Annotated in this window: 15 protein-coding genes; 2 read left to right on the plus strand and 13 right to left on the minus strand. The window is 61.6% G+C overall.

Features of this window, described 5'->3' with window-relative positions; all coding sequences use genetic code 11:
- Positions 1 to 95 precede the first annotated feature (95 nt).
- The 11 genes from UP10_RS36860 to UP10_RS36905 all read right to left on the minus strand — a co-directional run bounded on the left by UP10_RS36860 (position 96) and on the right by UP10_RS36905 (position 9,403).
- Positions 96 to 527 carry a CopG family transcriptional regulator gene (locus UP10_RS36860; RefSeq protein ID WP_082077466.1) on the minus strand — a complete coding sequence of 144 codons (432 nt, stop codon included), beginning with the start codon at positions 525 to 527 and terminating at the stop codon, positions 96 to 98.
- 8 nt (positions 528 to 535) lie between these two features.
- Positions 536 to 2,527, minus strand: coding sequence for a conjugal transfer protein TraG (locus UP10_RS36865; protein ID WP_044592048.1), 1,992 nt, complete (start codon positions 2,525 to 2,527; stop codon positions 536 to 538).
- Positions 2,528 to 2,640: 113 nt separating this feature from the next.
- Positions 2,641 to 4,392, minus strand: coding sequence for a relaxase/mobilization nuclease domain-containing protein (locus UP10_RS36870; RefSeq protein ID WP_044592049.1), 1,752 nt, complete (start codon positions 4,390 to 4,392; stop codon positions 2,641 to 2,643).
- Between the two features lie 247 nt (positions 4,393 to 4,639).
- On the minus strand, positions 4,640 to 5,545 hold the full coding sequence (locus UP10_RS36875) for a lytic transglycosylase domain-containing protein (protein ID WP_050044021.1): 906 nt from the start codon (positions 5,543 to 5,545) through the stop codon (positions 4,640 to 4,642).
- Positions 5,546 to 5,547: 2 nt separating this feature from the next.
- Positions 5,548 to 6,030, minus strand: coding sequence for a S26 family signal peptidase (locus UP10_RS36880; protein ID WP_245322138.1), 483 nt, complete (start codon positions 6,028 to 6,030; stop codon positions 5,548 to 5,550).
- Between the two features lie 23 nt (positions 6,031 to 6,053).
- Entirely contained in the window at positions 6,054 to 6,518 is a 465-nt protein-coding gene (locus UP10_RS36885; RefSeq protein ID WP_044592051.1) for a DUF2840 domain-containing protein, read from the minus strand.
- A gap of 365 nt (positions 6,519 to 6,883) precedes the next feature.
- Positions 6,884 to 7,771 carry a replication initiator protein A gene (locus UP10_RS36890; RefSeq protein WP_156180637.1) on the minus strand — a complete coding sequence of 296 codons (888 nt, stop codon included), beginning with the start codon at positions 7,769 to 7,771 and terminating at the stop codon, positions 6,884 to 6,886.
- A gap of 17 nt (positions 7,772 to 7,788) precedes the next feature.
- Entirely contained in the window at positions 7,789 to 8,067 is a 279-nt protein-coding gene (locus tag UP10_RS36895) for a helix-turn-helix transcriptional regulator (protein ID WP_044592053.1), read from the minus strand.
- A gap of 131 nt (positions 8,068 to 8,198) precedes the next feature.
- On the minus strand, positions 8,199 to 8,822 hold the full coding sequence (locus UP10_RS36900) for a DUF2285 domain-containing protein (RefSeq protein WP_082077467.1): 624 nt from the start codon (positions 8,820 to 8,822) through the stop codon (positions 8,199 to 8,201).
- Complete coding sequence (locus UP10_RS46155) at positions 8,779 to 8,964, minus strand: transcriptional regulator domain-containing protein (protein WP_082077499.1); 186 nt, start codon at positions 8,962 to 8,964, stop codon at positions 8,779 to 8,781. Before UP10_RS46155 ends, UP10_RS36900 begins: the two co-directional genes overlap by 44 nt.
- A 154-nt stretch (positions 8,965 to 9,118) precedes the next feature.
- Positions 9,119 to 9,403, minus strand: coding sequence for a DNA -binding domain-containing protein (locus UP10_RS36905; RefSeq protein WP_044592273.1), 285 nt, complete (start codon positions 9,401 to 9,403; stop codon positions 9,119 to 9,121).
- Between the two features lie 125 nt (positions 9,404 to 9,528).
- On the opposite strand from UP10_RS36905, the gene UP10_RS36910 reads away from it, so the two are divergent.
- Positions 9,529 to 9,780: a helix-turn-helix domain-containing protein gene (locus UP10_RS36910; RefSeq protein ID WP_044592055.1), complete on the plus strand. Its 252-nt coding sequence runs from the start codon at positions 9,529 to 9,531 to the stop codon at positions 9,778 to 9,780.
- Between the two features lie 198 nt (positions 9,781 to 9,978).
- Here the strand turns inward: UP10_RS36910 and UP10_RS36915 are convergent, their stop codons facing one another.
- Together UP10_RS36915 and UP10_RS36920 are read right to left on the minus strand one after the other, a co-directional pair.
- On the minus strand, positions 9,979 to 11,169 hold the full coding sequence (locus tag UP10_RS36915) for a DUF932 domain-containing protein (RefSeq protein ID WP_197087005.1): 1,191 nt from the start codon (positions 11,167 to 11,169) through the stop codon (positions 9,979 to 9,981).
- Positions 11,170 to 11,559: 390 nt separating this feature from the next.
- Entirely contained in the window at positions 11,560 to 11,871 is a 312-nt protein-coding gene (locus tag UP10_RS36920; protein ID WP_044592057.1) for a DUF736 domain-containing protein, read from the minus strand.
- A 470-nt stretch (positions 11,872 to 12,341) separates the two neighbouring features.
- On the opposite strand from UP10_RS36920, the gene UP10_RS44900 reads away from it, so the two are divergent.
- The gene (locus tag UP10_RS44900) at positions 12,342 to 12,437 is read left to right on the plus strand and encodes a DUF736 domain-containing protein (protein WP_245322140.1); all 96 of its coding nucleotides are present in this window, start codon (positions 12,342 to 12,344) and stop codon (positions 12,435 to 12,437) included.
- The last annotated feature ends 106 nt before the right edge of the window (positions 12,438 to 12,543 follow it).

Here is a 12,543-nt window from a genome sequence, read left to right on the forward strand (position 1 = left end):
GAAGAGGCAGGACGGGCGACCGCGCAACAAGATCGGATTAGGCGTAGCGCTCTGGCGTAGAAAAGCAGGGAGACGGCGGGATTGCCTAGGAAGAACTACTCTGTTCGGTCCGAGGCACCAGCCGTAGGAATGACTTCTTGCGATATTTCCTGGGCCAAGCTTTGGCCTTTGGCCAGCCGTCGTCCGAGTGCCTCGACAAATCCCTCATAGCGCTCGCGGCCTTTGGCCTGGGCGGCCGGCTGCGCTGTATCCGGCAACGGTGGCGTGACCGTGAGCCAGAAACGCACGAAGAGCGCTAGTGCCTCGTTCGAGATCGTGAGGTGACGCTCCAACCGCTCGACCTGCCGCGTCAGGCGATCAAGCCTACGCCCGAGCGCCGCCTCCATCCGCTCTGAGTTATCCGGCGACAGGTACGACGAGAGCGCCGTTTCGACGACTAACGCTTGCGCCACACGCTTGCGGTCGGCGTAGTCAGCGAGTCGTCCTGCGAGATCCGGTGGGAGACGAAAGGTATGCTTGGTTCGCACAGCCGGCCTCAGAGCTGCATGCCATCGCCAGGATCCAGCGCTGCTTGTCGCGCGATCCCCCGGGCTTGCTGGCGGAGCGCGCGAGCGCGCGCGGCATCATCGTCGGAATCATCCTCCCCGAAGGTGAACTCTGGCGCCGGCTTCGCCTGCTCCGGGACGATCTCCTCGTGTTGAGGAAGTTCCGGCTCGCGGCGGATGCCGCCGTTCGCTGGATCGTCGGTCAGCGTCTCAGCCGAGGAGCTGACTTCCCGGCCAGCGCTAAGAGCGGGAACCGGCAATAAGCTCCAATCATCGACCGAGGGAGCACCACCTTGCTCAGTCGCGGCAGGCGGCGCTAGCACCCGTTCGGTCAATCGCGGATCTTCAAAATAGCGCGCCTTCTTGGCCCGGATCGGTGGGACGCCTGAGACCAGCACCAGTTCATCATCGGGCGGTAGCTGCATCACCTCACCGGGCGTAAGCAGCGGTCGCGCCGTCTCCTGTCGTGAGACCATCAAGTGGCCGAGCCAGGGGCTGAGCCTGTGGCCGGCATAATTCTTCATCGCTCGCATCTCGGTCGCAGTTCCCAGCGCGTCCGAGACGCGCTTGGCGGTGCGCTCGTCATTTGTCGCAAAGGACACGCGCACGTGGCAGTTGTCGAGAATGGCGTTGTTCGGCCCGTAGGCCTTTTCGATCTGGTTCAACGACTGCGCGATCAGGAAGCTCTTGAGGCCATATCCGGCCATAAACGCCAGCGCCGACTCGAAGAAATCGAGCCGGCCGAGCGCCGGAAACTCGTCAAGCATCAGTAGCAACCGATGGCGACGTCCCTTCGCATGCAGATCTTCCGTCAGACGCCGGCCGATTTGATTGAGGATCAGACGCACGAGTGGTTTGGTCCGGCTGATGTCGGATGGCGGCACGACCAGGTAAAGGGTCACAGGCCGATCACCTTCGACCAGATCGCGGATTCGCCAGTCGCAGCGGCTGGTCACTTTCGCCACGACGGGGTCGCGATAGAGTCCAAGGAACGACATCGCGGTAGAAAGCACCCCGGATCGCTCGTTCTCGCTCTTGTTGAGAAGTTCCCGTGCGGCCGAGGCGATAACCGGGTGCGGCCCGGCTTCCCCAAGATGCGCGGTCGTCATCATGGCCCGGAGCGTGGTCTCGATCGGGCGCTTCGGATCAGAGAGAAAGCCGGCAACACCTGCCAGCGTCTTGTCCGGTTCGGCATAGAGGACGTGGAGGATGGCGCCGACCAGCAAGGCGTGGCTGGTTTTCTCCCAATGGTTCCGTCGTTCGAGCGATCCTTCGGGGTCCACCAGGACATCGGCGACATTCTGGACGTCGCGCACCTCCCATTCCCCCCGTCTCACCTCCAGCAACGGATTGTACGCTGCCGACTTCGCGTTGGTCGGGTCGAACAGCAGCACGCGACCGTGTCGGGCGCGGAAACCCGATGTCAGAGTCCAGTTCTCCCCCTTGATGTCGTGGACAATGCAACTGCCTGGCCAGGTCAGCAGGGTCGGCACCACCAAGCCGACGCCCTTGCCGGACCGGGTGGGCGCGAAGCACAGCACGTGTTCGGGACCATCATGGCGAAGGTAGTTCCGCTCAAAGCGACCGAGTACGACACCGTCCGGCGCGACGAGACCAGCAGCCTGAACCTCAGCTGGAGCCGCCCAGCGTGCCGAGCCATAGGTTGCGGCGATCTTCGCCTCGCGTGCCCGCCATACCGACATTCCGATGGCGGCTACGATTGAGATAATGCCGCCGGAGGCCGCGATATAGGCGCCCTCGACGAAGACATGGGGCGCATAGGCGTCGTAGGCGTACCACCACCAGAAGAACGCCGGCGGCAGGTAGACCGGCACGCCCGGCACGAGTTCGAACCATGGTTGTCCGAGTTGTGGTTGGTAGCCAAGTTTCCACGCGACCCATTGCGTCGCCGCCCACATGGTGATGAGCACGATAGCGAAAACAACGAGGATCTGACCCCAAAGAATCTTGGTCGCGGACATGGCTGATCAGGGATCAAGTGCTGCCATCCGCAACAGACAAGAGTTGAACCGAGCAAGGTGTGCATGGCGCGGCAGCGGCGTACAATTCGGACGGTCGGTCCATCAACCGCGGCCTATAATCCCAATCCGCGTTTACGTCCGAAACTCCAGTCGACGTTTCCACCCGGCCCCAATACACCACTGACTTGCTGGCCAAGTTGCTGTTCCAACGCTGGTCGCCACGGCACGAGCTGAAAGCCGAGCCCATTGTCGATCATCGCAAAGCGCCCCGAACTCAGCGTGAGACGTTGGCGGTAGACACCGGTGACATGTTCGCCCTCGATGGACGAACGGTGGGTGAGTCCAGTCTCGGCGGAAAGCCTTGCTGCGGCGGCGGTCAGATCCCGTTTCCGCAACGTATCCAGCAGATCTCGAGCGAAGATGACCCGCTGTCCCTGCCGGCGAACGAGCCCTTCGCCGGCAAGATGTTCGAGGCGGCGATCCATCGCCTCCCGAACCTCCGCGCCAAATCCGCTTCCACTCAGGGTCGCTTCCTTTGCGAGAAGCTGGCGATCGATCCAGGTCGCGCCCGGCGCCGTGACTTGCGCTTCGATCGTCAGATCCGATCTCGTCGCAAGCGACGAGCGTTTTCGCCCCTGGCCGTCCTCGTAAGCGCGCACCTCGACCACCGCACCGGGTTTGGCGTCTCCTGTCACCTCGAGATCAGAGAAAACGAGGTGATGCGTGCGTCCATCGACACCATCAATCACCGCATAGGCTGAGCCTCGCAGTTCATCGTGAAGTCCCCGAGCCACAAGTCGACCCTGCACCGGCTCCGCAACCTGGTCGCCATGCAAGGCGAACCCCGTCAAGTCCGGCTCACGTCCGGCACCTGTGATCGCGCGATGCATGGTCTTGATGATGTCCCCGCGGACCGAGAGATCTCGCAACGTTCCTTCAATTCCAGGCTTCAACGTCCAGCATCCGGGCGCGAGCTGTTCGGCCAGGCCGAGCCGCTCGAGCTTGGCGGCTCGCCCAATCATCAACCTTCGAAGTTCGGGATCACTGTCCGGAACGCCTGGTCTGAGATCAGCCACACCGGCTCCATCATCCGCAGCGCCACGGAGTACCCTGTCGAGGCTAGTCCAACGCTCAGCCCCCACTTCCTTTTCCAAGCCGGAGCGAATTTCCTGCTCTGTGCGCGGGCCTAGTCCCAGCGTGACGCGCTCTTCAGCACGCGCCCGAAAGCCGCGGCTGATGTAGTCCCGGCTGATCACCAGATCTTTGCCGTCATCGCCGCGGCCGCGCACAAGGACGTGCACATGAGGATTGTTGGTGTTCCAATGATCCACCGCCACCCAGTCCAGGCTTGTATCAAGGTCACGCTCGGCGTCAGCCATCAGTTCGCGGGTAAAGGTGCGAAGGTCCGCCATCTCGGGCGCGTCCTCGGGCGAAACTGTGAAACGGAAATGATGCCGATCATCCTCACACCGCTCCGCAAAGGCCTTTGTGTCGGCATCCTCGGTGGTCGCACCGAACATTCGCGCGTCGGCGCCATCACGGGTGACGCCCTCGCGCTTGAGATACGCGACGTGTTTCGAAAGTGGCGCCGAGCGAAATCGCTTGCCTTGATGGCGAACGATCCGAGCCATGACGACGACCCGCCGACCTGGCGAACGCGCAGCAAGTGTGAGCGCGGCACGCCGGCCCCGGCCAAACGTCGAACTGCCCCTACTCCCGCCGCGCCCGAACTCCTTGCCCGTATGTCCAGCCTTCCTGGCGGCCCGCATGACCTGACCGACGAAGCTCTTTGGACGTTTGGCGCCCCGATTTCCGTGCCGGATGCGACCTGGCCGAACATTGATCTCGTCGTCCCGCGTGGTCATAGCGATCGGCACCCGCAAAAGAATGACCGATGGCGCTCGATGTGTTGAATTCGTTGAACTTTGCGAAATAGGCGCCAGCAGGTACCCCTGCCCCAATGCCCAAAACTCTCAATCCAACCAACCACATGCCCCAGACGAAGGTCGGGGCTTTTATCTTGCCATCCGTGGCTCGTCTCTCCCCACTCCCACTGCATCCCATCAGAATATGCAATGACCAACAATAACCCGCGATGAAGCACGATCAGGATCATTGCGATCGGGCCTCACTGGCATGGTGCACAAACAAGTTGCCCGACTGCGGCACGAGAGCGGATAGATCAACAATAGGACGAACGGTTGATCGACGATCTGGCCACACACCAGATGCTCGGCGATCGTTGGAAGAGCTGTTCACAGGGCGCACAACGAACAGCGTTGAGCGAGCCGACGTGAGTGAATCCGCGGCGGCGACGATCTTCCCGTTAGCTTGTTTGCCTCCGATCATTGGCGCGAGCATCGCGATATAGTCTTGGGTCTCATCCGGCAGCGGCCGACCGGTTGCCAGATGGTTCTCATATCGTCCAGGCCCGGCGTTGTAGGCGGCGAGGAACCCAGGCGCGCCATAGCGGTCGTACATCTCGCGCAGATACGCGGCGCCAGCCAGAATATTGTCGCGCGGATCGTAGGGATCGGTGCCGAGATTATAGCGGGCGCGCAACTCGGTCCATGTCTCTGGCATGATCTGAGTCAGTCCCATGGCGCCTTTTCGGGAGCGCGCTCGTATGTCGCCAGCACTTTCAACGCGCATAACCGCGCGTATCCAATGTTCCGGCACGCCGAAGCGGAGTGAGGCTTCGGTCACAAAAGCTGCGAAGGGGGCGAGAAGCGCCGCGCCTGCTCGATGCGTTGGTGACGACAGCCTTTTGGCGCTCACCGCGCTACCCCACAACGCGAACGACGCGACAATCACGACAATGCACATGATCGCCCCGAGGGATCGCAAGCGTGCCATCGTACTCGCGGCCGTCAAGGGTGAAGCGCTATCGCGCCGGCCTAGCAGCCGCCCTGGACTGCCGCTGCGCGCGACGGCGGTCGCGAAGATGGTCGGGACGGAGGAATGGTGCTGCGTTGGATCGAACAGAGGAATGACAGATCTATCGGTAAGAGTGCTCACGATCACTCCTCCCTGGTCCACACAGGGAGTGCCTTGCCGATGACGGAAGAGTTCGGAACAAAGCCAAAGTAGCGACCGTCCAGAGAGTCTTCCGATTGCCAGTTCATCAGAAAGAGCTCGTCCGCCTCAACGGCGTGACATCCCTGCCAGACAGGCAAGGGACGGCCGCGGCTGTCGCGTGACAGCGCATCTCGCATGTCGATCCCGTCGACGGAGATCGTCAGCCCCTTCCTGCAGACTGTCTGTCCCGGAAGCGCCAGCACGCGCTTGAGCATGGGAACGCCGATCGGCAGATAGCCGTTCAGATCGAGAAAGGTGGCAAGCGGTTCGGGCGGTCGAACAGCCACGAGTTCGGTGACGGCGAGCCTGCCAACGGGCTGCAGCTGGTAGAGACCGATCGGAACGCTCTTGGAGACGTTCCAAATGTAGGCTGGCGTCGCCTCTCCCATCGTCGACAGGACAAGAGCCACGGCTGTGAACGTCATCAAAATTGTCGCCGTCCGGGTTCTCATGGCGTGATTCTCCGCCGACGCAGCCATGCCTGATGGCGCCCGCGGGTGTACGGCCGCGGCGTCTCATTCACCGACAAGCGGTTGTGGACGTGATGCCAATATTCCGGCGCGACGTCGGCGGGGTGGATGTCGAGCGCCTCCACTGCATCGATCAATTGCAGCACGCGCTCGACTCTCGGCCAGCCGGTTAGCCGTAATAAAATGTCACCACCGGGCGTAACCCAAGGCACCGTTGAATAGCGCTGTCCGGGCGTCGCGGCACGCAGAATGTCGACACGCGACATGACCGTACCGAAGTCGTTGGAGGCCCATCGAACGAACGCAAAGACAGTGCCAGGCGCGAATGACAGGACACGCCGGCGCCGGTCGATGATCCGTTCCTCCACCGCACGACCGAAACGAATTCGGTTCTCGATACGCTTTTCGAGCCACAACAGCTCGACCGTCGTGAGATCAGTCACGTCGTCCTCCGGAGTTGGTAGAGGGAGATTGTGGAAGGCCAGACTCCGACGCGCGCCGGGAAGATCGCGTCTGGTTCGGGTAGCCATCTTGCCGTTGGGGTACCCGTTTACGACCGCTTGTTGGCGGAAGCTTTGGCCAAGCGATCGCCGGGCGCATGCATCTGACTTTGCGGCCAGCGCGCTATCCACAGTCCACCGGGAGGCGCGATCCGTTAGAAGGAATCCGAAGGATTCCGGGTTAGGAAAGTTACGGGGCGAACTAGGTATTGAACGCCAAGGAGTTAGCTCCGATTCCGGTCCCCGATAGCACGAGGATCGGGTCCCCGATGGCACGACAGTCGCGGTCCCCGATAGCACGAGATGATTCACAGGGTGCCTCCTGACGGAGGAACGAGCCCGCGTTTGCGTAACCGCTCCGCTAAGGCATCGATCAGAACGGGCGCGAAGTTCAGTCGCTCTGCACCGCGTGGGTCATGCGTGATGACCAGCCGGTAGCCGGGCAATGTCTGGCGATGGACGATCTCGCGCAGGTCGTAGGCAAAATGCTTGAGCGGTGAGAGGCTGCCGGATTTGGCATGGAGATGCACAAGATCAAAACTCCAGCCGCCCTGCTGGCGACCGCCGTGCTTGCGCACTAGGCGGTAGAGCCAGCGCTCCAATCCCCCCGTTAGGTTGAAGTACGTGCGGTCGATCGTGAGGACGAGCGCCTCATTCAAGACGCCGGTATAGAACCAATCCGGCAAGATCAGCTCTAGTCCTCTGGCGTTGCCGTGCACATCGGCTGTCTCTTTCCATTCATTGATCCAGGAGAACCGATGCCGCCGACGTTCCGTCGGCTGGCGGATCGAGGTCATCACGGTGGTCGACTGAAGCCGGTCGAGCGCAGCCTTGAGGCGATCGTAGTCCCTCACGCTGGTGCCCCGACCGACGAAGGTCAGGATTTCGTACGGCGTTGCGGCCATCAAACGGGACGTCTTTAGACCGGCATCGCGAGCCTCCACGATCTGCGAGGCGGCCCAGATCAGAACATCCGCGTCCCAGATCGTCGCCATGCCATGCTCCGGCACAGCTTCGACCCGAATGGTGATGGTCCCGGCCCGAAAATCGATCGGTGTGATGCGCTTTGACTTCGCTAGCGAAAAGAATGGATAGGCCATCAAATCCTGCGCGTCGCGTGGCGCCAGGTCGCCCGGCAATGCGCGAAACAGGTCGAGTTGGTCACGCTCTGATCGATGTCTTCGTGATGCCGACACGTCGCACTCCAATCGCGTCAGCGCCGCTTGCCGGCATAGGGAATGGGCGCGGCCTGTCGTTTGGCCGGCAGCACCGTTCCGTTGCCGGGATCGGAGGTTGATGTTTTGGTCCCGCGGTCGGCCCAGGCTTTGAGATCGTCGAGCGCGTAGACGACGCGACCACCGATCTTTCGATAGGCGGGACCGGTGCCGTAGGTCCGATGTTTTTCCAGCGTCCGGCCCGAGAGACTGAGGAACCGGGCAGCTTCGGCCGTGCGCAGGTAACGCGGCGGCAAGCCGGCGTTGGGATCGGGCATTGGAGAAGCTCCGTGATCGTCTGGAGCGCCGGCGCGGATGGCGGCGCGTTGGCGGCTACGATCGCGGAGAGGACCGGCAAAGAGGGATGCCGAAGAACGGGGGATAGGTTTTCGATACCCCGTCGAGCTTGTTACTTTTTGCGAGATGGCGGCCGCAGCAATGCGCGATAGCCACCGCGCATCAGGGCGAAGCCGGTTTGAACCAGGCGAATGGTTCGATTGCGCAGGTCGTGGGTTTTCCAGGCGCGTTCGGGAATCTGTCTGGTGCCAAACAGGACTTCCGCGATTTCGCGGTACGTACTGCCGTCCATCCGTGCATCGAGCGCGCGAAGCGCGAGCGCCAGCCGACGGCGACGCTGCACGGAAAATACGTGCAACGGAGGTCCCGGTGGACGGTCGTTCAGCGTTCGCCACAGCCGCCGCGCCGCATGTGCACGAAATTCAAAGTCGCGATCGAGTGGAAGCTCAACCGCATAGGTGTCGGCGATGACTGGTGGTTCCTTCAGCCACACGCGGTGTTCGACGCCGCGCAGAAACAGCACGGCGTACCAGCCGTCGGGCGCTTGCCGCAGCTCTCCCGCGGTCAATTCATCCAGCTTGAGGCTGACGCGGGTGTCTGTGCCGACCGGCACCGCCGGACGAATTGGGATCACCGTCGGCAAGACCTCCGGCGCCCAAAACACTACCTGTTCAAAGAAAGATTGGTCGGGGTTAGCTGCGAAAACACAGCCCCCATCTTTGACGGAACTCGGCATTCACAAGGGAGCTCCGCGAATTACCGCGGTGGTCCCGTTGATAGTTTGGATTACGACGGAGGCACTCCCACGCCAATCCGGTCATCTCCGCATCTTGAGCGCGGTCGTAGCCGTTCGCCGACCTCCAATCAAATCCAGACATTCGCGTCCTCACCTTTTGCTGCAAGAAATTGCAACGCGATATTTCTGATAAGCAATGGTTGTGGAAGCTCCCGATAATGCATCACGTGATGCAATCAGAAGGACCCTCGATACTGAAAGGAGCTTTTTTCAACGAGCTGTAAGAATGGGGGTGATTATTCTGAGTTGGATGCGCCGCCCCGTAGCAAATGGCGATATCCCTGCTCCGTCATCCATTTCGCGCGGGTCAGGTGGCTATCAAATGCAGTTCTTGCGCGAGCGGGTTCAAGTTCCGGATCAATATGAAGCACAAGCCGCGACACCTCGCGCCAATCCGCGCCCTCCGTGTCGGCATCGAGCAGCCGCAGATAGGTGATGATGTGCTCCTCGTCGTATGTGGTCAGGGCCGAATTTGTCGGCGCCACATCGGCGACGTCAGGATCGAGCGGCGGCTTTTTCATGAATTCTAATTTCTCGAGACCGATCGCCAAATTTTAGCCCAAATCAATTCTGCACCGCCAGCAGCATGTGCAGATACATACTATAGGAGATAAACCTCATAGTATGTAAGACGCAATTTGCGCAGATGGACATGCGCAAGTTGGTCGGCCGAAATTTCGGGAGGATACGGAAGGAAAAAGGCTTCACCCAGGAGCGCTTTGCCGAAGCCTCCGGCTTCACCCAGCAATATATTAGCGATCTGGAGCGGGGCCGACGGAATCCAACGGTAGTTACCCTCTTTGAACTTGCGAGCACATTGGGTGTGAACCACGTCGACCTGATACTACCAGATGACGAAGCACGCACCGAGCGAGCCAAGACTTCCAAGCGGAAGTAAGCGGGGCGGTTCGAAATCCAACAAATAACGAATGTCGGGCATGTGACGTTCCGCGAGCCGGGCCACAGGCCAGGCGAGCCGCGGACGTGGATACGCGTCCGCCGCCGATCCGGAAGCCGGATCGGCGGAAAATCGCAAAGCTACCCATTTCGAAAGGAAGCCGCGCAGCCGGACTTTCGGCTGTGCGGCTTCCGCCATTCAGTTAGCCCGTTCCAGCAATCGTTTCGCCCTTCCCTCAAGCTCAAGACGAGCGTCCTGATGCGCCTTGCCGCGCGCAAGCGCGGTGATCCCCTGCACGAAGTCAAACACGCTTTCCGGCGGTCGACCTTCCTCGTGCAAGACGGTCTCGACGATTTTCGCCGTCTCTGACTTGGAGAACCCGCGCTTACGCAGGAATGTTTCCCGGTCATCGTCGGTACGGGCAACGATTCGTTCCCGGGCGGCCTTGATGCCGGCAATGAACGGTGCAGGCGAGGAATTGGCAAAGCTCGTCAGAGCTGGTGCCGCCTCATGCGCAAAACGTTGCGCAGCGAATTTGGAATGCCGGATGGTGATTTCCTCGAAATTCTCGACGCCCCAAAGATTGCGGTTCATGCAGACGGCACGGAGATAAAACGAGGCAATGCCCAGTGTTTTCGATCCGACTTCGCTGTTCCAGCAATAGAACCCCCGAAAATACAAATCCGGCGATCCATCCGGCAAGCGTCCCGCCTCGATGGGGTGCGTGTCATCCACCAAGAACAGGAACACGTCGCGGTCGCTGGCGTAAAGTGTCGTGGTGTCGTTGGTGATGTCCACGAATGGGTTGTGCGTCATGGTATTCCAGTCGAGCACCCCCGGCACCTTCCACCGTGTGTCACCAGTGCCGTTGCCCGCGATTTTCCTCACCGCCGCGACAAGTTCGTGATCCCAGATGCGGCCATAATCCGGCCCGGTGACGGCGCGAAGCTCGACGCGACCGTCATCGGCCTCCAGTGTTTTCACAAGCTCGGCGCGATGCGACAGCAAACCGTGTTGCAGATTGATCCCGGCCAATGGCGCTGGGAGCTGCCGCATATAGGAAGATGGCGCGCCGACAAGGGTGCACAATTGCCCAAAGCTCCAATGCGTCGGCGCGACGGGTTCATCACGTCCCGGTACGATCAAGGCCAGCCGCTCGGCGCTGTCACGGCTTGCCTCTACCTTGACGGCACGGCTTTCAACGGTGCGGGTCTGCGCACGCTCGGCGCGGCGGCGTACCGCGTCATAAAGATCGGTCAGGCTGAGATAGCGCTCATCGTCCGGTCGGGAAAACCATTCCGACGACACGCGACCAATACGCTCGCCACGCGATATGTCCACGCGAAAGCTGCTGGAAACAGGCTGCTCGTTCTGGGGCAGGGTTATCATGGTCATCGCTCATTCTCCTTTGGTGGCTGGGTTAAAGCGCAGCGCTGCGCTGCAACCCTGCCCGTCGGCGAGACCGGGGTAGCAAGGGCAAGGGCGGCCCGAGTGGAGGGGGATCACCCGCCCAAGGGGGCGCGCGTTACTGCGCGTCTGCACGCGCCTGGCGCTCATGTCGTCATGAAAATTCTGCGACGGCGCGGAAGACCGGGGAAACCACTCCGGCCGGCGCCGGCTTCGGCGCTTCACCCTTGCGCGCGCGAGGGCGGAGCCCTTAGCGGTCACTATGCGAACAAGGAGGCCGAAGGCCTTCTCCCCATACTTTCTGCGCCTTGTGGCCATGAGCGCAGCAAAAGCCCCGCCTCCGAAGAGGCGGGGCGCGTCGATCCGGTTGGATCAGTCGCCGTTGCGGCGGGACCAGATCAGCGTGAAGCTGTCGTCGCCATCCCCCTTCACCAGCGAAGCGTAGATCGGGGCCGGGAAGCTCGGATCGTCGAGCTTGACCGAGAGATATTCGCGCTCGGTCTCCCGCGCGGTCTTTTTCCAGGCGGCGCCGAACTCGGTGGCGCCCGCGAAGATGCGATAGTCGGGCGCCTTTTCGTTCTCCTTTTCGGTCGCGACGAACTTCGCCTTGACGTTGAGCGTGAGCGTCTTGACCGAGCCGGTGTAGCCGTTGTCCGCTGCGGTGAAGGTTCCGATGGTAGCCATGGTGGTCTCCGTTCTGTTTTCGGGCCGCGACCGTCGCAGCCTCGATGGCGGTCCTTGGCCCGGGGAGCGATCGGCCCGCAGCCGCCAGGCCCGCAGCGCAGCAGAGGACGGCGGTAGACGGCTTTTTTGCCTCGCGAGGAATGCCGCCACTTCGCGGCAGGGGAAAAAAGTCGGCGTAGCCGTTGCGGGAAGGCGATCGAGGCGAAGCCGCCCCTCGGGCCTGATCCGTCCATTCGAGGTTGCGTGGGACGCGCCCGTCAAACAGACCGATGGAGACCACCATGACTGCCATCATCGTCGCCGCACAAGGACAGGAATCACCGATCGGATAAAGACGTGCGTCCGCGCATTAACGAAAGGCGAAGGCGTGACCCGGCGAACGACGGCGTAGAATTTCGCATCGTGGCGCGGCGGGTCACGCGCCTCGGACCAAAACCAGCGGAGTCCAGCTCGCAATCTCGATGTCACAGATGACCGATAGGTCAGCCCCGACCTACGCCTCGCTGGTGAAGGGGGATGGCGACGACAGCTCCACGCTGATCTGGTCCCGCTGCAACGGCGACTGAATCCAACCGGATCGATGCGACGTGCCGTCCGTCGGGCGGGTCCCCGAGCGCTGACCACAACACGCCCTTCCCCACTGCCTTCAGGCCAGAAAGCGTCTAGCTTTCC

The organism is Bradyrhizobium sp. LTSPM299, from assembly GCF_000938235.1.
Classification (GTDB): Bacteria; Pseudomonadota; Alphaproteobacteria; order Rhizobiales; family Xanthobacteraceae; genus Bradyrhizobium.